At 63.7% G+C, this 21,155-nt stretch carries 17 protein-coding genes; 8 read left to right on the top strand and 9 right to left on the bottom strand.

Annotation, left to right across the window (positions count from 1 at the left end):
* Window positions 1-8 precede the first annotated feature (8 nt).
* Window positions 9-1,007: an adenosine kinase gene (locus ACT54B_RS06085; RefSeq protein WP_476043646.1), complete on the bottom strand. Its 999-nt coding sequence runs from the start codon at window positions 1,005-1,007 to the stop codon at window positions 9-11.
* A 174-nt stretch (window positions 1,008-1,181) separates the two neighbouring features.
* Between ACT54B_RS06085 and ACT54B_RS06080 the strand changes: the two genes are divergently transcribed.
* The 3 genes from ACT54B_RS06080 to rpsA all read left to right on the top strand — a co-directional run bounded on the left by ACT54B_RS06080 (window position 1,182) and on the right by rpsA (window position 6,935).
* Entirely contained in the window at window positions 1,182-2,132 is a 951-nt protein-coding gene (locus tag ACT54B_RS06080) for an AEC family transporter (RefSeq protein ID WP_476043645.1), read from the top strand.
* Window positions 2,133-4,418: 2,286 nt separating this feature from the next.
* On the top strand, window positions 4,419-5,075 hold the full coding sequence (cmk, locus tag ACT54B_RS06075; RefSeq protein WP_476043644.1) for a (d)CMP kinase: 657 nt from the start codon (window positions 4,419-4,421) through the stop codon (window positions 5,073-5,075).
* Between the two features lie 156 nt (window positions 5,076-5,231).
* Window positions 5,232-6,935 (top strand): 30S ribosomal protein S1, encoded by a 1,704-nt coding sequence (gene rpsA, locus ACT54B_RS06070; protein ID WP_476043643.1) that lies wholly within the window; start codon window positions 5,232-5,234, stop codon window positions 6,933-6,935.
* An 87-nt stretch (window positions 6,936-7,022) separates the two neighbouring features.
* Here the strand turns inward: rpsA and ACT54B_RS06065 are convergent, their stop codons facing one another.
* The gene (locus tag ACT54B_RS06065) at window positions 7,023-8,849 is read right to left on the bottom strand and encodes a hypothetical protein (RefSeq protein WP_476043642.1); all 1,827 of its coding nucleotides are present in this window, start codon (window positions 8,847-8,849) and stop codon (window positions 7,023-7,025) included.
* 233 nt (window positions 8,850-9,082) lie between these two features.
* On the bottom strand, window positions 9,083-9,538 hold the full coding sequence (locus tag ACT54B_RS06060) for a hypothetical protein (RefSeq protein WP_476043641.1): 456 nt from the start codon (window positions 9,536-9,538) through the stop codon (window positions 9,083-9,085).
* Between the two features lie 157 nt (window positions 9,539-9,695).
* On the opposite strand from ACT54B_RS06060, the gene ACT54B_RS06055 reads away from it, so the two are divergent.
* Entirely contained in the window at window positions 9,696-11,090 is a 1,395-nt protein-coding gene (locus ACT54B_RS06055; RefSeq protein WP_476043640.1) for a nicotinate phosphoribosyltransferase, read from the top strand.
* A gap of 11 nt (window positions 11,091-11,101) precedes the next feature.
* On the opposite strand, the gene ACT54B_RS06050 is transcribed toward ACT54B_RS06055, so the two are convergent.
* Window positions 11,102-11,371 carry a hypothetical protein gene (locus ACT54B_RS06050; RefSeq protein WP_476043639.1) on the bottom strand — a complete coding sequence of 90 codons (270 nt, stop codon included), beginning with the start codon at window positions 11,369-11,371 and terminating at the stop codon, window positions 11,102-11,104.
* A gap of 234 nt (window positions 11,372-11,605) precedes the next feature.
* A complete protein-coding gene (locus ACT54B_RS06045) occupies window positions 11,606-12,229 on the bottom strand; it encodes a ribonuclease D (protein ID WP_476043638.1) in 624 nt (207 codons plus the stop codon).
* 159 nt (window positions 12,230-12,388) lie between these two features.
* Here ACT54B_RS06045 and ACT54B_RS06040 point away from each other — a divergent pair, with 159 nt between their 5' ends.
* From ACT54B_RS06040 to ACT54B_RS06025, 4 genes are all read left to right on the top strand, one after another.
* Complete coding sequence (locus ACT54B_RS06040; RefSeq protein WP_476043637.1) at window positions 12,389-13,174, top strand: HpcH/HpaI aldolase family protein; 786 nt, start codon at window positions 12,389-12,391, stop codon at window positions 13,172-13,174.
* Window positions 13,175-13,288: 114 nt separating this feature from the next.
* A complete protein-coding gene (locus ACT54B_RS06035; RefSeq protein ID WP_476043636.1) occupies window positions 13,289-14,497 on the top strand; it encodes a pyridoxal phosphate-dependent aminotransferase in 1,209 nt (402 codons plus the stop codon).
* 94 nt (window positions 14,498-14,591) lie between these two features.
* The gene (locus ACT54B_RS06030; protein ID WP_476043635.1) at window positions 14,592-15,392 is read left to right on the top strand and encodes an ABC transporter substrate-binding protein; all 801 of its coding nucleotides are present in this window, start codon (window positions 14,592-14,594) and stop codon (window positions 15,390-15,392) included.
* 115 nt (window positions 15,393-15,507) lie between these two features.
* Window positions 15,508-16,182, top strand: a complete 675-nt coding sequence (locus tag ACT54B_RS06025; RefSeq protein ID WP_476044791.1) for an amino acid ABC transporter permease — start codon at window positions 15,508-15,510, stop codon at window positions 16,180-16,182.
* A 34-nt stretch (window positions 16,183-16,216) separates the two neighbouring features.
* On the opposite strand, the gene ACT54B_RS06020 is transcribed toward ACT54B_RS06025, so the two are convergent.
* The 4 genes from ACT54B_RS06020 to ACT54B_RS06005 all read right to left on the bottom strand — a co-directional run bounded on the left by ACT54B_RS06020 (window position 16,217) and on the right by ACT54B_RS06005 (window position 21,110).
* The gene (locus ACT54B_RS06020) at window positions 16,217-17,233 is read right to left on the bottom strand and encodes a class I SAM-dependent methyltransferase (protein ID WP_476043634.1); all 1,017 of its coding nucleotides are present in this window, start codon (window positions 17,231-17,233) and stop codon (window positions 16,217-16,219) included.
* A 100-nt stretch (window positions 17,234-17,333) separates the two neighbouring features.
* Window positions 17,334-19,481: a polyribonucleotide nucleotidyltransferase gene (pnp, locus tag ACT54B_RS06015; RefSeq protein ID WP_476043633.1), complete on the bottom strand. Its 2,148-nt coding sequence runs from the start codon at window positions 19,479-19,481 to the stop codon at window positions 17,334-17,336.
* A gap of 335 nt (window positions 19,482-19,816) precedes the next feature.
* On the bottom strand, window positions 19,817-20,086 hold the full coding sequence (gene rpsO, locus ACT54B_RS06010) for a 30S ribosomal protein S15 (protein ID WP_476043632.1): 270 nt from the start codon (window positions 20,084-20,086) through the stop codon (window positions 19,817-19,819).
* A 181-nt stretch (window positions 20,087-20,267) separates the two neighbouring features.
* Window positions 20,268-21,110, bottom strand: a complete 843-nt coding sequence (locus ACT54B_RS06005; protein ID WP_476044789.1) for an alpha/beta fold hydrolase — start codon at window positions 21,108-21,110, stop codon at window positions 20,268-20,270.
* Between the last annotated feature and the right edge of the window lie 45 nt (window positions 21,111-21,155).

The raw sequence follows: 21,155 nt of genomic DNA, 5'->3' as shown, positions 1-21,155 counted from the left end.
GGCGGGCTTCAGAGAAGCCCTGCCTTGACGGCGGCATCCTGCAGCGAGATCAGCGGGCGCGGCCCGATCTGCTGGATGACGATGCCGGCTGCGAGGCAGCCGAGATGGCCGCAATCCGCAAGCGAACGCCCCTGCGTATAGCCGAACAGGAAGCCGGCGGCGAAGAGATCGCCCGCCCCGGTCGTGTCCGTCAGTTCGCGGATCGCGGTTGCCGGCACATAGGTGCGCTCGGTCCCCTTGACGATCACGGCGCCCTCCTCGCTCATGGTCACGGCGGCGAGCTTGCAATCGGCGGCGATTTTCGTCAGCGCCAGGTCGAAATCCCCGGTCTCGTAGAGCGAGAGCGTTTCTTCCTTGTTGGCAAAGACGATATCGACCGTGCCCGAGCGCATCAGGTCGAGGAATTCCGCCCGGTAGCGGCCGACGCAGAAACTGTCGGAGAGGGTCATGGACGTCTCGCGGCCATGGGCATGGGCGATGCGGCAGGCTTCCAGAATGGCCTCCTTGGCGCGCGGCGGGTCCCAGAGATAGCCCTCGAAATAGGTAACCTTGGCCTCGGCCACGACCTCGGGCTCCACATCCTCCGGTCCGAGCTCCACGCAGGCGCCGAGATAGGTGTTCATGGAGCGCTCGCCATCCGGCGTCACGAAGATCATCGAGCGGGCCGTTGGCGGGAACGTGCCCTTCGGCTTGGTGGCGTAGTGCACGCCCTGAGCGCGAATGTCATGGGTGAAGATGCGGCCGAGCTGGTCTTCCGCCACCTTGCCGAAATAGGCGGCCTTGCCACCGAGGCTTGCCACACCGGCCGCCGTATTGCCGGCGCTGCCGCCGGAGGCTTCGATGGCCGGGCCCATGCGCGAATAGAGCAGCTCCGCCCGCTCCGCGTCGATGAGGTTCATCGCCGCCTTGGTGATGCCATTGTCGGTCAGGAAGGCATCGTCACAGCGGGAGATGATATCGACAATGGCATTGCCGACGGTGAGAACGTCATAGGTGGTCTTGGTCAAAGGGAAGCCCCGGTCATATTGTCAGCCGGGGTTCGGTTCTACCGGTTTTTCCCCTGGAGGAAAGGGAAAAACGTCACGGTGACAGGCTTTGCACTGGAGAGGCAGGGCAACGGGTGCTAGGAGCGGGCTTCGTGCCGGCCGAAGTCGCGCCGCTCCGTCTCTTCCAGGTCGCCCATGATCGCCGTCATCCATGATGTCCTGCCCGTCTTCCTCTTGATCCTGACCGGCTATCTCACGGTTCTGAGCGGCCTGATGAAGGCGGAGACGGGCGAAGCGCTGGGCGAATTCGTCTTCCGCATCGCCGTGCCCGTGCTGCTGTTCCGCACCATCGCCCATGCGGATGTGGGGGCCGGCACGCCGGTGAAGCTCTGGATCGCCTATTTCGCCGGTGTGACGGTGGCCTGGACGGCCGGCCATCTGGTTGCGACGCGGCTTTTCGGCCGCGACCGGCGCAGCGGCGTGATCGCCGGCGTATCCTCGGCCTTTGCCAACAATGTCTTCATCGGCCTGCCGCTGGTGGAGCGGGTGGTGGGCGCCAAGGGCATCGTCGCGGTCTCGGTGCTGCTGGCGGTCCATCTGCCCCTGATGATGGTGGCGGGAACGGTGCTGATGGAAGAGGCGGTGCGGCGGGAAACCGGCGTGGCCGGCCGCGGTGCGGTCGCGATCGTCAGGCAGACGCTCCTCAACCTCGTGCAGAACCCGCTGATCGTCGGGCTGCTTCTCGGTTCGGCCGTGCATTTCAGCGGGCTTGCCCTGCCGGCCATGCTCGACACGCTGACCGCGCAGATTGCCGGCATTGCGGGGCCGGCCGCGCTCCTCTCGCTCGGCATGGCGCTCCGCAGCTACGGCATTTCCGGCAATCTCGGCCTTTCCACCACGATCGCGCTGCTGAAGCTCCTGCTTCTGCCGGCGAGCGTCTGGGTCTTTGCCCATCTCATCGGCCTTTCGCCGGAATGGGCGGCGGCCATGGTGCTCACCTCCTCGGTGCCGACGGGGGTCAATGCCTGGCTGATCGCCAACCGCTTCGGCACCGCCCAGGGCCTCGCCGCCTCCGCCATCACCCTCTCCACCCTCCTCGGCGTCGCAACCGTCACCTTCTGGGCCGCGCTGGCGGGGATCGGGTAACGGGCCGGAACAAAACCGCACGCCTTCGGTCGCTGCTGGACGCTTCCTTCCCCCCATCCGGCCAAACTTCGCTCGCCGTGAGGGGAGGGAGACGGTCGAGTTTGTCGCTCTCTGATCTCCGTAAAATCACGTAATGACTCCGGTCAGCGCCAGAGGCCCCCTCACCTGCCTGCCGGCATCCTCTCCCTCGGCGGACGAGCGAAGCTCACCGCGGGGGAGAGGAAAGACGACCGCTGGCGTTCAGTATCCTGAGTTTTGCGCTGAGGTCGGCGATGCCCTCTTCTCCCCAGTGGGGAGAAGATGCCCGAAGGGCAGATGAGGGGGCCGTTGGGCAGGACGGCGGGATTCCCCTCCCCCTTGTGGGGAGGGGTTAGGGGTGGGGGTCGGAGCGTAAAGGGTGGCCGAAGGCCGCGATGTGTTTTCAATCAAAACACGTCGATTTCCTCGGCATACCCCCACCCCTGCCCCTCCCCACAAGGGGGAGGGAGACGGTCGAGTCTGCCGCTCTCTGATCTCCGTAAAATCACGCAATGACTCCGGTCAGCGCCTGCCGCCCCCTCACCTGCCTGCCGGCATCCTCTCCCCGCTGGGGAGAGGAGGGAACCGCCGCCGGCGTTCAGCTTCCAGTGGTTTGCGCGAACATCGGCGACTCTCCCTCTTCTCCCCAGCGGGGAGAAGATGCCCGGAGGGCAGATGAGGGGGCCGTTGGGCAGGACAGCGGGATTCCCCTCCCCCTTGTGGGGAGGGAGACGGTCGAGTTTGCCGCCATGATCATCACCAAACCAAGCGGCTTCATCGGTCAGCGCCTGCCGCCCCCTCACCTGTCTGCCGGCATCCTCTCCCTCGGCGGACAAGCGAATCTCGCCGCGGGGGAGAGGAGGAACCGCCGCTGGCGTTCAGCATCCTGAGTTTTGCGCAAAGGTTGGCGATGCCCTCTTCTCCCCAGCGGGGAGAAGATGCCCGGAGGGCAGATGAGGGGGCCGTTGGGCAGGACAGCGGGATTCCCCTCCCCCTTGTGGGGAGGGGTTAGGGGTGGGGGTCGGAACGTAAAGAGTGGCCGAAGGCCTCAATGCGTTTTTCAATCAAAACACGTCGATTTCCTAGGTATACCCCCACCCCTGCCCCTCCCCACAAGGGGGAGGGAGACGGTCGAGTCTGCCGCTCTCTGATCTCCGTAAAATCACGCGATGGCTCCGGTCCGCGCCTGCCGCCCCCTTACCTGCCTGCCGGCATCCTCTCCCCGCTGGGGAGAGGAAAGACAACCGCTGGCGTTCGGCTTCCAGTGCTCTTACGCGGGCAACTGACCTTGCCTACTCACTACTCACTACTCACTACTCACTACTCCCTACTCACTCCTCCCCCCTAACCCCCTGTTTTCCCCCGCAGATAAATTTGCACCCCCGTCATCCCCCTCATCAAAACCTGCGGGATAATATTCCTCGTTCCGCTCTGGTAACGCCGGGGGCCCTGCGATCCCGGTCAGGTGGAGCCGGTCTTTCTTCCTGCGCTCTCGCAGATGCGCAGGAGGAGACGGTGCAGAAAATGGTTTCCGCTCCCCGTCGCAAAGGACGGGGGGTCCGTCTGTGTGACGACGAAAAACTGCTACGGGCCGGGTCGCGTGAAAAATAGCGATCCGGTGCGAACAAGACCGGTCAATCCGGTCGCCCGTCGCCGGGGGCATGCGAAATACCCGGCGGACCGTAGGCTTGGTGCAGAGAAGCCGGAGTTGCATCGCATAAAGCCGAAACGGGGCGCGGAAAGCGCCATATAAACTAATTCATACGAGGTGCTCCCCGCGCCCCGGCCGACCCCTCGTGTCCCGAGGGGGGAAATGAGGCATAACCCGGCTTCGAACGAAGCGCGGGATCGATGAAGCATGGCATGACTGCCCCCTCCCCACGCCCCCACAAGGGGCCAAAGGAGGGGGCGATTTTGCAGGCATGTCGTCGGGATTGGAAAGGCGAACCCGTCTTGAAGATCAGGCCCGCGATGGCAGGCCGCCGCCCCTCGCAGAGAATAGGGCGGGGATCGCACAGGACGGAGGATCAGCCCCTGCAGACCGGGCGGGCGGAGCCGCCGGAGCAGATGGCGCATGCGGAGCAACCCGAGCATGCTGAGCACCCGGAGCAGCAAGGCGACCCGGATCCGCTGGGGCCACCGCAGCCCACGGATCAAGCGCCAGCCCCCCCCGATGCAAAGGCCCAAAGCCGCGAAGGGCGGGAGAGCCGGTCTTCTTCCCGACAAGCCATTTGCCGAGAGGCGCTGCATGGATTAAGAAGCGCGGCCATGAACGAGGATCCAACCGCCATGAGTTTCACCATCGCGATCGACGGGCCGGCTGCGGCCGGCAAGGGGACCCTGTCCCGGCTGATTGCGGCCCATTACGGTTTTCATCATCTCGATACGGGATTGACCTACCGGGCGACGGCCAAGGCGCTGCTCGATGCGGGCCAGCCGCTCGACGACGAGGCGGTGGCGACGGCCTTTGCGGAAAAGGTGGAGCTGGCCGGTCTCGACCGGTCGGTGCTTGCCGCCCATGCCATCGGCGAGGCCGCTTCGAAGATTGCGGTCATGCCCGGCGTGCGCAAGGCGCTGGTGGAGGCGCAGCGACGCTTTGCGGTGCGCGCGCCCGGAACCGTGCTGGACGGGCGCGACATTGGCACCGTGGTCTGCCCCGATGCGCCGGTGAAGCTCTATGTGACGGCGAGCCCCGAAGTGCGGGCGCGCCGGCGCTACGAGGAGATCATGGCTTCGGGCGAGCCCGCCAATTTCGACCGGATCTTCGCCGAAGTCCGCACCCGGGACGAGCGCGACATGAACCGGGCGGAAAGTCCCTTGCGGCCGGCAGAGGATGCGCACTTGCTAGATACGTCCGAAATGAGTATAGAGGCGGCATTTCTCGCGGCCCGGTCCCTGATCGATGCCGTCCTGAAGACGAAATGAATGATGGGCAGCGCGTGAAGCGGCTGCCTCAATGCCTGACAATCCGTCTATGCGCCGGGTTGCCCTCCAGAAGGAGGGCGGACGGTTTCAGGCCATGATCAACGCCAACCCGCCGGCGCCTGCATTCCCGAAACGGGAATGTTTCCAGGAGTTTCCATGTCCAATACCAATCCCAGCCGTGACGATTTCGCCGCGCTTCTCGAAGAATCCTTTGCCAAGAACGACCTCGCCGAAGGCTATGTGACCAAGGGTCTCATCACCGCCATCGAAAAGGACGTTGCCGTTGTCGACGTCGGCCTCAAGGTCGAAGGCCGCATCGCGCTCAAGGAATTCGGCGCCAAGGCCAAGGACGGCTCGCTCAAGGTCGGCGACGAAGTCGAAGTCTATGTCGAGCGCATCGAAAACGCCCTCGGTGAAGCCGTGCTGTCGCGCGAGAAGGCTCGCCGCGAAGAAAGCTGGCTGCGTCTCGAAGTCAAGTTCGAGAACGGCGAGCGCGTCGAAGGCGTGATCTTCAACCAGGTCAAGGGTGGCTTCACCGTCGATCTCGACGGCGCCGTTGCCTTCCTGCCGCGTTCGCAGGTCGACATCCGTCCGATCCGCGACGTGACCCCGCTGATGCACAACCCGCAGCCCTTCGAAATCCTCAAGATGGACAAGCGTCGCGGCAACATCGTGGTTTCGCGCCGCACGGTTCTCGAAGAGTCCCGCGCCGAGCAGCGTTCTGAAATCGTCCAGAACCTCGAAGAAGGCCAGGTTGTTGACGGCGTCGTCAAGAACATCACCGATTACGGTGCGTTCGTTGACCTCGGCGGCATCGACGGCCTGCTGCACGTGACCGACATGGCATGGCGCCGCGTCAACCATCCGTCGGAGATCCTGAACATCGGCCAGCAGGTCAAGGTTCAGATCATCCGCATCAACCAGGAAACCCACCGCATCTCGCTCGGCATGAAGCAGCTCGAGTCCGATCCGTGGGATGGCATTCAGGCCAAGTATCCGGAAGGCAAGAAGATTTCCGGTACCGTCACGAACATCACCGATTACGGTGCGTTCGTCGAGCTGGAGCCGGGCATCGAAGGCCTGATCCATATCTCGGAAATGTCCTGGACCAAGAAGAACGTACACCCCGGCAAGATCCTGTCCACGAGCCAGGAAGTCGACGTGGTCGTTCTCGAAGTCGATCCGTCCAAGCGCCGTATCTCGCTCGGCCTCAAGCAGACGCTGGAAAACCCGTGGCAGGCCTTCGCGCACAGCCATCCGGCCGGCACCGAAGTTGAGGGCGAAGTCAAGAACAAGACCGAATTCGGTCTGTTCATCGGCCTCGAAGGCGACGTCGACGGCATGGTGCACCTCTCCGACCTCGACTGGAACCGTCCGGGCGAGCAGGTCATCGAAGAGTACAACAAGGGCGACGTCGTTCGCGCCGTTGTTCTCGACGTGGACGTCGACAAGGAGCGCATCTCGCTCGGCATCAAGCAGCTCGGCAAGGACTCGGTCGGCGAAGCCGCCGCTTCCGGCGACCTGCGCAAGAATGCCGTCGTCTCGTGCGAAATCATCGCCGTCAACGATGGTGGCATCGAAGTGAAGCTGGTGAACCACGAGGACATCACCTCGTTCATCCGCCGCGCCGATCTCGCCCGTGACCGCGACGAACAGCGCCCCGAGCGTTTCTCCGTCGGTCAGGTTGTGGACGCCCGCGTCACCAACTTCTCCAAGAAGGACCGCAAGATCATGCTTTCGATCAAGGCGCTGGAAATCGCCGAAGAGAAGGAAGCCGTCGCACAGTTCGGTTCCTCCGACTCGGGCGCTTCGCTCGGCGACATCCTCGGTGCGGCTCTGAAGAACCGCAACGCCGAGTAATCGGTCGACACACACGACAAAAGGAAAGGCCCGCCAGCGATGGCGGGCCTTTCTGCCTTTGATGACCTGAAACCGGCGGCGCTGTAATCAGCTCCAGCCGGCCATGCGCTGGTAATAGTCATAGGCGGGATCGGCTGCATCTGCCGGGCCGGACGCGGGCTGCGCGTCCCCGCTGGCAAGAGCCTCCGGGGCAGCGTCCTCCGCCTCGGGCTCCGGGCCGTCTTCGGCAAAGCCGCGATCTGCGGACTGCTCGTCGCCCTCGTCGTCGCCCGCGCCTTCGCCGCTTGCGCGGTGACCACGCCGGGGCGCCGGCCCCTCATCCCGCTCGTCGGCGATCGGGTTGGGCAGGCTGGCGAAACCCATGCCCTGGCGGGGATCGATCCCCAGCTGCAGGGCCGCGGCGAGAAGCTGGTCGGCGCCGGAGCGCTCGCTGCGCGGCAACGGATCCAGCCGGCGGTCGGCGGAAAGGCCTGCGGCCTGGTCGGCGGTGCGGATCAATTGCTGCTCGGCGGCCTCGAGGGCCGCCTTGCCGTGGTCGCCGATATCGTTGGCGGCGACACCCCGGCCCCGGAGCACATAGGCGGGATCGGCCTGGTCGGGCTCCGGCCCGGCATGGGGCACCAGCGTTGCCGCCAGAACCGCCTCGGTCAGGCGGGATGCGGGCAGGATGCCGGGCTCGATGAAGATGTCTTCGGGCCAGCCCTTCAGCCCGAAAATGGGCGGCAAATCCTCCGGGCGCGGCAGGGGCCGCGGCGCGGGGCGGGCATAATCGGCAAAGGGCCGGCTGGCGAAGTCCCGACGGGCCGCGGGCAGGCGCCCGGCCGGAGCCGGGGCATCCGCGGCTTCGCCGGCCAGCAGGTCCATGGCGGCCTTGGCCTGTACGAGCGGATCCTCGCTGTCGCCTGCCGCGAAGGCAGCCGTCAGCACGGTCTGCAGACCGCGCGCATCGGTGGGGGCAGGCAGACCGCGCAGCGGGTTTTCGGCGGTCCGGGCCTCGAGCCGGGCCGGATCGAGATCGGCCATGGCCCGGCGCACCGGCGTCGCCTCGACCGGCGCGTCGGGAAGCCGGTCGGCCATCGCCTCCGGCGCCGAGGTGCGGCTGAAAATATTGTCGGTCTTGCGGTAGCGGATCAGGCCGAGATCGTCGTCTGCTTCCCCGGTGAAGGGCAGCGCGGCCTGACGCTCGAGCGCGTCCGGATCGGCGGCCTCCGCCGGGGGAAGGGCATCGGAGGGTGCCGGTTCGGGAAGGGGTGACGTCTCCGCCCTCTCCGCGGCGCCCATGGCTGCCGCGGTCGTCAGGAGCGGCGCCCCCGGCACCGGTGCCTCCGGAGCGGGCGGCGGACCGAACGGCATGCGGGGCGCAGGCGGCGGTCCCTGCATGACAGGATCGGGCAAGGCCGTATCGCCGCCGTCGTTCTGGCGATAGGAGGTCAGCACCGTCAGGGCCGCGAGATCGCGCTCCGTGGTGCCGGCCATTTCCAGAAGCGCGACGATGCGGGCCGCTTCGGGTCCGGCGGGATTGAGGAAGGCTTCGATGACCAGTTGCAGACGGACCCCGCGCAGGATCTTCATCAGCTCGTGTTCCGCATCCGCCTTCAGCACGGCGGGCATGACGGAAAGGGCCAGTGCGAGCCGGGTGACATAGGCGGACGGCGTTTCGCCCTCGCGGCGGGGCAGGTTGACCGCGCGGCCCAGCGCATCGGCAATCATGCCCAGCCCTTCGGGCACACCGTCGCGTCCATTCAGCAGCAAGATGTTCAGCTTGCCCGAATGGTTCGGATTGACGTCCCGGTCCGCATCGGCGGCATGCCCTGGGTAGATCGCCTCCCCCGTCAGATGTGCGCTTGCGGAAACGGAGGACGAACTTTGATAGGACCCGCTGGACCCGGATATTGTACGAACAGGAGGCAACATGGCGTGCTCCATTCTGACAATGAGGGTGGCTGGATCAGATTTTGGAGGGGACAGTGCACCCTGCCCCTTACTATCCCGCGGGATGGCTTTCCAAAGCCGTCCTGGCGAATCATGGCCCGGAATTTTTACTTGTCTAGGACCCAAATTAGAGCAAAAGATTTAACAGATTGCTAACCTTTTTACTGTCCACGGCCTGTTTCAGGGCCAAAAGGTTAAGAAAGAGAGGATTTTCCTTAATCCGCAGGACCATCGTCTGGACGGCAAACCATCTCATCGGGGTTTTCCGGCTGGGGCATGGCGCGCAGCCGCTGCCTGTCGGCGGCGTTCGGGCAAAGGGGCAGGAGGAGGAGCCGGTACCCTCCCGCGATCAGGCAGCGCTCTACCTCGCGCTTACGGAGGGCGGCATTGACATCCCGGGTTTCGGCATGCGCGGGCAGATCGATCGCCCCCATCGTCATGCAGGTCGTACCGGAGCGATCCGTCTGGCACTGGAGGACGCCGGGATCGTGATAACCGGGCGTGTATTCGGTGACGAGCGCCTGGGGGATCTTCCGGAAGGAGGCAATCTTGCAGGCGTCGTAAGTCGCCTGTCTTTCCGGTGCCAGCGACCCGGCCTTGTAAAGGGTTTCCCGCGGGCCTGACTGGCAGCCGGCAAGGAGAACGAGCACGAGAGAGGCAAATCTTTTCATGATTATATCCTGATCTTAGCAATTACATATTCATTTCATGCTTCCCGCCACCCTTCAAGACCAGGCGGATGGGATGGGCCGGTTTGCTCTTTCGGGAAGGTGTTGTAGCTTATGCTGCCGAATCCAGGAGATGGATGCGGATCGATAGGAACGAGGCATGATCCCCGACAATCCGCTTCTCAATACGGACAGCTACAAGCTGAGCCATCATCTGCAATATCCGTCCGATACGACCGCTCTCAGCGCCTATGTGGAGGCTCGGGGACAATCTCTGTGGCCGGATGTGGTGTTCTTCGGACTGCAGATGTTCCTGAAAGACATGATGCAACGACCCGTGACCCGGCGGGACGTGTCGGAAGCGGAAGAGGTCGCGACCCTGCATGGCCTGCCCTTCAATCGCGAGGGCTGGCTGCGGATCGTGTCGCGGTTCGGCGGCTATCTGCCGGTCCGTATCGAGGCGCTGCCCGAGGGGATGCTGGTCATGCGCGGCATACCGCTCGTGCAGGTGACGAGCACGGACCCGGAGACGGCCTGGGTGGCGACCTGGCTCGATACGGCGCTGCTCCGCGCCGTCTGGTACCCGTCCTCGGTCGCCAGCAATGCCCGCAAGATCCGCGACCGCCTTCTGCCGTTTTATGAGAAGACCACCGATCCCGACCGGGTGGATCTGCCGAGCCGCCTGCATGATTTCGGGGCGCGGGCCGCCACCTCGCGCGAGCAGAGTGCGCTGGGCGGCGTGGCGCATCTGCTCTTCTTCGACCGGACCGATACGCTTGCAGCACTGGTAGCGGCGCGGAATTTCTATGGCGCGCCGATGGCCGGTCATTCGCTGCCCGCATCCGAACATTCCACCATGACCGCCTGGGGGCAGGCCCACGAAGCGGATGCGTACCGGATGATGCTGGATCATTTCGCTCGATACGGAGCGGTCTCGGTCGTTTCGGACAGCTACGACATTTCCCATGCGGTGGCGGAAATCTGGGGCAAGGCGCTGAAGGAGGATGTCATTCGCTCAGGGGCCACCGTGATCATCCGTCCGGACAGCGGCGACCCGGTGGATACGCCGGTGCAGGTCGTTGCTCAGCTTGCCTATGCCTTCGGAACCCGCCTCAACAGCCGCGGCTACAAGGTGATCGAGCATGGAGTCCGGGTGATGCAGGGCGATGGCGTGAGCCCGCAAGACATGGAACTCATTCTCGGCCGCATGGAGGCCATGGGTTTTTCGGCTGATAACATCTACTTCGGCGTCGGCTCGAACCTGATCCAGAAAGTCAATCGCGACAGCTATGAATTCACCATGAAGGCGAGCGCGCGCCTCAACGGCGAGGGACGCTGGATCGACATGGCGCGCCGGCCGGCCCATATGCGGGACAAGCCGCCGAAAGCCGGGCGACTGGCCGTTGTGGACGAATTCGGTGAATTGACGGCCTGTCGGGTCGAGGAGATCGGGCGGCGCCACAACCATCTCGAGCCGGTCTACGTGGATGGGAATCTGCTGGTCGACCGCTCTTTCGACGAGATTCGCGAAAGAGCGCGGGCAATCAGACGCTGAAAGTCCGGCCCTTAGCGGGTACGAAACAGGCGATAAATGCCGTTGTCGTCGGAATCGATCGCGGCAATGTGGCTTGCGGGATGCGCCCGCTCCACGCGATCGTGGGCGGCAAAAGCATCGAGCACGCTGCCGCGCACGAAGGCAGGCTGGGCCTCCCCGCCTTCCATATCGCTCATGTCCAGCTCGGAGTATCCGCCGGACAAGCTGTCTTCAAACTGATCTGCAAGGAGATGGTCGCTCATATCTTCATAGGATAAACTGCCAAGCAATGCGGCAACCATAACGCCCCCAAAAAACATAACACATTCTGCATCATGCCGAAGACGGTCCCAACCGCGTCCCGGCAAGCGAAGTCGAACCCAAAATGGTTAACATAGGGTTTGAAAAACGGGCCGCCGACCACGCAAAACGCGCGCCCAAGCCGGGCGCGCGTTCTGAAAAGCCGGATTTTCGAATGCATTTTCAGGGGCTTGCCCGCAGAGCGAAAAATGCGGGGTTGAAGCCAAAAAAACGGTTCAGCTATGGGCGAAAATATCGGTCTCTTCCCAGCCGAGCAGGTCGAGCTTGGCGCGGGTCGGCAGGAAGGCAAAGCAAGCCTCGGCATGGTCCATGCGGCCATCGCGGGCGAGCCGGGCCGAAAGCTTGTCCCTCAGCGCATGCAGGTAAAGAACATCCGACGCGGCATATTCGAGCTGCGCCGGCGAGAGCGTTTCCGCTGCCCAGTCGGACGATTGCTGCGCCTTGGAGATGTCGATCTCCAGCATTTCCTTCAGATTGTCCTTGAGGCCGTGCCGGTCCGTATAGGTGCGGGAGAGACGCGAGGCGATCTTGGTGCAGAAAACCGGGGCGGTGGTGACGCCGAAGGTATGAAAGAGGACCGCTATGTCGAAGCGGCCATAATGGAAGATCTTCAGCCTTGCCGGATCTTCGAGAAGCGCGGTGAGGTTCGGGGCGCTCTTCTGGCCGGGCGCGATGCGGATCACGTCCGCCGACCCGTCGCCCGGCGAAAGCTGCACCACGCACAGCCTGTCCCGGCGCGGCACGAGGCCCAGCGTTTCCGTATCGATGGCGATGGCGCCGGTGTAGCGAGCAGCGTCGGCGGCAGAAATATCGCCTTCGTGGTAGCGGATGGTGGTCATCGGGTTCTCCGGACATGAGGTTTCGCTTGATCATATAGCGAAGCAACGAACGGAAGGAAACCGGGCAGGCCCTTGCCGTGACCCGAAGATCGTTTAAGCTTGAAGCACCATCGCCGATGCGCGTCCGCGTGTTGGCATCTCAAACCCGAGCGGATGCCCATGCGCGACAAGACCCCTTCCCTTCGCGAGACGTGCCTTTCCGGCGAAGCCCTGTTTGGCCTTTTCTGCAATATCGCCCATCCCGCCGCCGTGGAGGTTCTGGCGCTCGGCAGACCGGATTTCATATGCCTCGACGGCGAGCATTCGCAGATCGGACGAGCCGAATTCGAAAATCTCTGCCGGGCCGGCGATGTCCACGGCGTGCCGGTGCTGGCGCGGGTGCCCGGCAAGGCGCCGGAAGCGCTCGCCGGCGTGCTGGATGCGGGGGCAAGCGGGGTGATGGTGCCCATGGTTTCGACGGCTGCGGAAGCGTCAGCGGTCGTTTCAGCCTGCCGCTATCCGCCCCTCGGACGCCGCGGGGTGGGTCCCGGCCGCGCCGCGGGTTACGGCTACCGCATTCCCGACTATCTCGCGCGCGCCAACGGGTCGGTGCTGGTGACCGTTCAGGTGGAAAATGTGGAAGGACTGCGGAATATCGATGCAATTGCCGCCGTGGAGGGCATCGACGCGATCTTCATCGGGCCGGGCGACCTCGGCGTTTCGCTTTCCACCCTGCCGGTCGCCGAGCGGCCCACTCTGGAGGCCGCAATCGACACGATCGCCGAGGCGTGTCGCAAGGCGGGCCGCGCCTTCGGCATGTTCCGCCCCGGGCCGGAAAACATAGAAGCCTATCTATCGCTGGGTATGCGTTTCTTCATCCTCGGCAGTGACGCCATGGTGCTGACCGCTTCCGTGGAGAAAACCATGCAAAGCGCCAGAGCTGCTGCGGCCCGGAAAGACCCGTGAAAACGGGGTTCTTTTAAACTTAAAACTTCTTGCTTGAAATTGTCGTGGAATTGCACCACGATCCGGCAAAAGACAAGAACAGGGCGGTTGCAAGCCTGCCCGAGGGACGAGCTGATGACGATCGACACCACGCTGGAACGGCTGCAGATCGCGCCGGACCGCTTTGCGTTTCAGGGAATCCGGAGCCAGATCCGCGATCTGGTAACCGAAAACATCGCGCTTCTGGCCGTCAGGGCTCGCGAGATCGGCGATGTCATTCCGCTCTGGTATGGCGAGGGCGATATGGTCACGCCCGCCTTCATCCGCGATGCCGCAAAAGCCGCGCTGGACGAGGGACTGACCTTCTATGTGCCGAACATGCGCGGCCTCGACCGGCTAACGACGGCGCTTGCCGACTACCAGACCCGCATTCATGGACGGCCCGTGCCTGCGGAGCGCACCACGGTGACGCCCGGCGGCATGCAGGCGCTGTTTCTGGCCGTGCAGCTCGTGGCCGATCCGGGCACGAATGTGGTCTATGTCGGCCCGCAGTGGCCGAACATCCACAGCGTCATCCATCTCTCCGCCGCCGAGCCCCGGCAGGTGCCGCTGGGCTTCGATACGGACTGGCGGCTGGACCTCGACAGGCTCTTCGATGCCTGCGACGCGCGTACGCGGGCGATCTTTCTGTCGACACCGTCGAACCCGACCGGCTGGACCGCAAGCCGGGCGGACATGCAGGCGCTGCTCGATTTCAGCCGCAAGACCGGCATCTGGATCATCTCCGACGAGGTCTATGGCCGGCTCTATTTCGAGGGCGAGGTGGCGCCCTCCATCCTGCAGATCGCCGAAGACGGCGACCGGGTGATGTCCGTCAACAGCTTCTCCAAGGCCTGGGCGATGACCGGATGGCGGCTGGGCTGGCTGACCCATCCCTCCTCCGTCGCGCCACAGCTGGGCGCCATGACGCAGTATATCAACAGCGGCACGCCTGCCGTGCTTCAGGCTGCCGGCGCGGCAGCGATTACCGAAGGCGAGCCGCTGGTCCGGCAGGTCCGCGCCCTGTCCAAGACCGGGCTGGATCTCGCCTATGACCGGCTGTCGGCCATTCCGGGGATCATCCTGCCCGACAAGCCGAAGGGCGGCATGTATGCCTTCTTCGCCTTTGAGGGAGAGCCGGATTCTCGCGCCGTCTGCCGGCGTATCCTCGAGGAGGCGCGCGTCGGGCTCGCGCCCGGCTATCTTTTCGGGGAGGCGTCCCGCGCTTTCCTGCGCATGTGCGTGTGCCGCGATACCGGCGACATTGCCCGTGCGCTCGACAGAATGGTGGGCGCACTCGGCTGAGAGCCGCCCATCCCGCATGCCAAAAACCGGCGTAAACAAGAATAATCGCCGGGGGAACGCTTTTTCTGAAACCTGACAAACCTGGGAGATTGCAATGAGCTTTACACGCCGGACCGTCATGGGCCTCTTCGCCGCGGCAAGCCTTCTTGCCATGCCGCACTTCGCAGCCGCCGAAGAGGGCAAGCTGCTGATCGGCTCCTATCCGTCCAACCCGCCCTTCGAATTCAAGAACGAAAGCGGCACCTTTGAAGGTTTCGAGGCAGAGATCGCCTCGGAAGTGGCCAAGCGCCTCGGCCTGACACCGGAATTCTCCGATCTCGGATTCCAGGCGCTCTTTGCCGCCACCAGCTCCAAGCGCATCGACGTGGCAATTTCCTCGATCACCATCACCAAGGAGCGGCTGGGCAGCCAGTCCTTCACCCAGCCCTATTATGATTCCGACATGGGCATCGCCACCAAGAAGGATTCCGCACTCGCTTCCGAAGCGGACCTGAAGGGCAAGACCGTCGGCGTTCTTTCCGGCTCCACCGGCGAGAAATGGTCGAACGAAAACAAGGACAAGCTCGGCATTACCGAAGTGAAGGGCTACAATGCCCAGCAGGACATGCTGCTGGACCTCAATGCCGGCCGCATCGATGCCGCCGTCTCCGACGTGCCGGGCATGCAGTATGCCTTCATCAAGATGACGGACCTTGCCGTGAAGTCCCGCATCAAGACCGGCGAGCAGTACGGCCTGATGATGACCAAGGACCATCCCCTGCTTGAAAAGGTCAATGCGGCCATCACCGAGATGAAGAAGGACGGCACCATGGCGGCGATCCACAAGAAGTGGTTCGGCACCGATGCCCCGGCCGACAGCTCCACGCTCACCGAACAGCCGATTCCGAAGGGCTGAGGGCTGGGTTGCCTGAATTGACCGCCGCGCCGGCTTTGCCGGCGCGGTTCTTCCGCCTATGCTCGGCATGGGACCATGCGGCTTGTCCCGCATGAGCGTTCAGCTTGGGGGCTTCATGTCGCTGATCGATACTTTCTTCAACGCCGGCGTCATGCATGACGCCCTGCCCGCCCTGCTGCGCGGTCTGCTCAACACCTTCCTGCTGGCACTCGCCGCCATCGGCATCGGCGTGCCCGGCGGCCTGATCGTGGCGCTGCTGCGGCTCTACGGGCCGAAACCCGTGCGCTATATCGCCATCGGCTTCATCGACATCTTCCGCGCAGCGCCCGTGCTGGTCGTGATGATCCTGATCTATTTCGCACTGCCCTTCGTCGGCATCAGCCTGTCGTCCTGGTCCTCGGCGATCATGGCGCTGTCGATCGTGATGGCCGCCTATTCGGCAGAGGTCTTCCGCTCCGGCATCGAGAGCATACCGAAGGGCCAGTTCGAGGCGGCGGCGGCGCTTGGCCTGCCGTTCCGCGTCGTCATGCTGAAGATCGTGCTGCCGCAGGCCATGCGCGTCGTCGTTGCGCCGACGACCAGCAACTGCGTCTCCATGTTCAAGGATACATCGCTTGCCTCGACGGTTGCGCTTCCCGAACTGCTGAAGGAGGCGAACAATGCCCAGGCGCTCTATGCCAATCCCTCGCCGCTGATCGCGGCCGCGCTGATCTACATCGCCATTCTCTGGCCGATGGTGCGGCTGGTCGGGCTTCTCGAGCGGAAATTCCGCAACGAGAAGGGCCATTGAAAAAGGGCGGTCCAGCCGCCCTTTCTTCCGATCCTTACTTCTTTGCCCAGAGCACCTTGAAACGGGCGTTTCGGCAGGTTTCGCCGCTTTCGCGGAAGAGCTCGGAGAGCACCGGCTCATAGGGCAGGCCGCGATTGGCGACCAGCATCAGCCTGCCGCCCTGGCGCAACGCCTTCGCCGCCATGCGGATCATCGCCTGGCCGAGGCCGGGCTCGGCCGCATGCCCCTCGTGGAAGGGCGGGTTCATGATCACCATGTCATAGCGCTCCTTCGGCTCCTCCTGCGCGAGATCCTGCCAGAAGAACCGCGCCTGCAGATCGGGCACGAGGTTTGCCAGATTGGTCTTTGCCGCCTCAAGCGCCGCATGATCGGCCTCGAAGAGATCGATGCGGGCGGTGCGCGGTGCCTTTTCCGCAAGCGCGACGGAGAGATAGCCCCAGCCGGCGCCGAAATCGGCGGCATTGCCGTCGAAATCTTCCGGCAGACGGGAGGCGAGGAGCGCGGAGCCCTCGTCCACCCGTTCATGGCTGAACATGCCGGGCGCCGTCACAAAACGGTCTTCGAGCCGCTTTGCGGGCTTCTCGATGCGGGCCGCAAGCTCCGCGGCATGACCGGGCACCTCGAACCAGCAGACGACGCCGTGATATTTCGGCATGTGCTCGAAGGCGACGCCCTGCTGCAGCAGAAGCTTGCGCATGGGCTGGATACCGTCTTCCTTGGAGCCGGCCACGAGGATGAGACCCCCGGTCTTCACGACGCTGAGCAGCGTGGCGAGACGGTTCTCGTTCTCGCCGCGGTGCTTGTTGAGGATGAGGAAGCCGGCATCATAGGTTCCTTCGGGCAGGGCGGGATGAACATCCGCGCCCTTGGTCTCCAGCCGGCGGTAAAGCGGACGGATGCCCTGCACGGCGGTGATGGCGGCCGCGAAACCTTCCGGCAGGACATAGCCCGCCTCCGCGCCCAGAAACGCCACCCGCGCGCCCTCGGGCAACGGTTCCAGCGTACCGCTGGCAAAGGGATGGAACAGGGTTTTCAGCGTTTCACGGGCCATAATTCGGTTTCTTCTTTTCACAATGTCGGGGGTCCGCAGATACGGAACGGGGCGCGGGAAAAACCCGCGCCCCTTTTGTCTTCAGATCGGTGAAGGCCAATTACTCGGCAGCTTCGCCGTCTTCCTTGGCCTTCTTCTCGGCCACGATTTCCTTGCCGGTCGCCTGGTCGACAACCTTCATGGAGAGGCGGACCTTGCCGCGCTCGTCGAAGCCCATCAGCTTGACCCAGACCTTGTCGCCTTCCTTGACGACGTCAGAGGTCTTGGCAACGCGCTCCGAGGCGAGCTGCGAGATGTGGACCAGGCCGTCGCGGGCGCCGAAGAAGTTGACGAAGGCGCCGAAATCGGCGGTCTTAACCACGGTGCCTTCATAGATGGCGCCGACTTCCGGTTCTGCGACGATCGAGTGGATCCACTTGCGGGCAGCCTCGATCTCCTTGCCGGAGGAGGAGGCGATCTTGACGGTGCCGTCGTCCTCGATGTTGATCTTCGCGCCGGTCTTTTCGACGATTTCGCGGATGACCTTGCCGCCCGAACCGATGACTTCACGGATCTTGTCGACCGGGATGTTCATGACTTCGATGCGCGGTGCGAATTCGCCGAGCTGGGCACGGCCTTCGGTGATGGCCTTGGCCATTTCGCCGAGGATGTGGTTGCGGCCGCCCTGGGCCTGGCCGAGCGCGACCTTCATGATCTCTTCGGTAATACCGGCGATCTTGATGTCCATCTGCAGCGAGGTGATGCCGTCGGCGGTGCCGGCGACCTTGAAGTCCATGTCGCCGAGGTGGTCTTCGTCACCCAGGATGTCGGAGAGAACCGCGAAGCGATCGCCTTCGAGGATCAGGCCCATGGCGATACCGGCAACCGGCTTGGCCAGCGGAACGCCCGCATCCATGAGCGCCAGCGAGGTGCCGCAGACGGTGGCCATGGAGGAGGAGCCGTTGGACTCGGTGATTTCCGAGACGACGCGCAGCGTGTAGGGGAACTGCTCGGCGGAGGGCAGCATCGGGCGAATGGCGCGCCAGGCAAGCTTGCCATGGCCGATTTCGCGACGGCCCGGGGAACCCATGCGACCCGTTTCACCGACCGAGTAGGGCGGGAAGTTGTAGTGCAGCAGGAAGCGTTCCTTGTACATGCCGGTCAGGCTGTCCACGTACTGCTCGTCTTCGCCGGTGCCGAGGGTGGCAACCACGATCGCCTGGGTTTCGCCGCGGGTAAACAGCGCCGAACCATGGGTGCGCGGGAGAACGCCGACTTCCGAAACGATCGGGCGCACGGTCGAGAGATCGCGACCATCGATGCGGCTCTTGGTGTCGAGGATGTTCCAGCGAACGATCTTGGCCTGCAGGTGCTTGAAGACGGCACCGACTTCTTCAGCCGAATACTTGGCTTCGCCGTCTTCCGGCAGGAAGTGGGCCTTCACCTTCGCCTTCACGGCGTCGACGGCGGCGTAACGGTCGGCCTTCTGGGTGATCTTGTAGGCTTCGCGGAGTTCGGCTTCGGCGATCGAGAGCATTTCGGTCTCGAGGGCGGAATGATCTTCCGGGGTGAAGTCGCGGGGCTCCTTGGCAGCCACTTCGGCGAGCTTGATGATCGCGTCGATGACCGGCTGGAAGCCGCGATGACCGAACATCACAGCGCCGAGCATGATATCCTCGGGCAGTTCCTTGGCTTCGGATTCCACCATCAGAACAGCGTCGGCCGTGCCGGCCACGACGAGATCGAGGCTCGACTCGTCCATCTCGTCGAGATGCGGGTTGAGGACGTATTCGCCGTTGATGTAGCCGACGCGCGCGCCGCCGACCGGGCCCATGAAGGGCACGCCGGAAATGGTCAGTGCGGCCGAGGTGGCAACCATGGACAGGATGTCCGGGTTGTTCTCGAGGTCATGCTGGAGAACGGTGACGACGACCTGGGTGTCGTTCTTGTAGCCTTCCGGGAAGAGCGGGCGGATCGGGCGGTCGATCAGGCGCGAAACCAGCGTTTCGTTCTCGCTCGGACGGCCCTCGCGCTTGAAGTAGCCACCCGGGATCTTGCCGGCAGCATAGGTCTTTTCCTGGTAGTTGACGGTGAGCGGGAAGAAGTCCTGGCCCGGCTTCGGCGACTTGGCGGAAACGACGGTGGCGAGAACGACGGTCTCGCCATAGGTGGCGATGACGGCGCCGTCGGCCTGGCGGGCAACCTTGCCGGTTTCAAGCTTCAGCGGGCGGCCGGCCCACTCGATTTCAACGGTATGAACATCAAACATATGTCTTGTCCTTCAAAGGCGACGGGGCATGAGGGCCTCTTTCAAAGGCCGGAACTCATGCACGCTCCATCACCGGTCGTGAGGCAGATCACGGGCAAGACAACGGGAAGCTTCATCTGGCGGGACATCGTCCCCTCAAGCATCCGGCAATCCTGCCCCATGACAGGCCATCGGTTTCTCCTGGCGAGACCGGCCCATCCGGCTCGCCATCTTCCGTGTTTCCGCTCCTGCCTCTTCCTGGAAGAGACCGCGGCGGACGGGCGGAAGGCAAGGTTCTGGCTATCGCCAGAATGAAAACCGGCGGGTGCGGCCAAGGCCCCACCCGCCGGAAAGTGTTAGCGGCGGATACCCAGCGAAGCGATCAGCTTCGAGTAACGGGCTTCGTCCTTCTTCTTGAGGTAATCAAGAAGCGAACGGCGGCTGGACACCAGCTTCAGCAGACCACGGCGGGAATGGTTATCCTTCTTGTGGTCCTTGAAGTGGCCGGTCAGGTTGTTGATCCGCTCGGTGAGGATCGCAACCTGGACTTCCGGAGAACCGGTATCGCCTTCGACGGTTGCATATTCCTTGATCAGCGCAGACTTGCGCTCAGCAGTGATCGACATCGGGAAATCCTTTCATGAGAGAGGAAAAAGGGGCGCCACAAGCCGGGATGTCGTCCAGCCTTGGCCATGAATGCTCGTCCGCCCGTTACCGGCATCAGAAAAGCTGCCGCAGCCTATACGCCATTCGGCGCAGAAAGGAAAGGGGGGCCTTTCCTTCGGCAAAGCCCCCGTCCAGCCTCGCTCATTCACCCTTCATGGCGGCGCGGATCATGGCGTTGTAGCCGTCCGGGTCCTGCAGCATGGCGAAATGGCTGGCATCTTTCAGGATCACCAGCTTCGATCCCGGAATGTCCTTTGCCATCTGCTCGGTATGGTCGCGCTTTACCGCCTCGTCATGATCGCCGATCACCACCGTGACGGGGACGGTGATCTTGCCCAGCATCTCGGGCGTCCAGGCGGGCTGGCTCATCCACATGGCGGAGATCTGGTTGACGAAGGCATCATATTCGTTGGGGGTCGGCGAGAGCTTCTTGTAATAGTCGCCGGCCCTGTTGATGTAATCGGAGAAGGTCTTGTTCTCCATCACGTCGCTCTTGACGCCATCGACCGTGACATTGGCGGCATGGGCGATGACACGGGTGAGGTGATCGGGATTTTTCATCGCCATGTCGATGCCGATGATGCCGCCATCGGACCAGCCGACCAGCGTGACCTTGCGGAGCTTCAGGTGGTCGATCAGCGCCACGTAATCCGAGGTCATCAGATCGTAACCGAAGGGCTCGGTGGTGCGGCTAGAACGGCCATGGCCGCGGCTGTCGGCGACGACCACGAGGTGATCCCGGGAGAGATCCTCCACCTGATGGACCCAGACATCGGAGAAGCCCAGTCCGCCATGGATGAGCAGCACCGGATCGCCCTTGCCATAGGTGGCGTAATACATGCGGATGCCGTTCACCTCGGCATAGCCGGATTGTTCGGCTTTCGGCATCGGTGGAATGTCCGGCAGGGTCTTCCACCGGTCATCCGCCTTGACGGGGGCGGCGAGCCCAAGGGTTACGACAAGTCCTGCAATCAGTGCCTTCAGCATGGCCTCACTCCCCGTTCGCGGCCCCCTCATGGTGCCGGCTCG

Source organism: Gellertiella sp. DMC107, assembly GCF_056313605.1.
The sequence above is the reverse complement of the archived record's forward strand: the minus strand, read 5'-3'. Positions and strand labels throughout refer to the sequence as shown.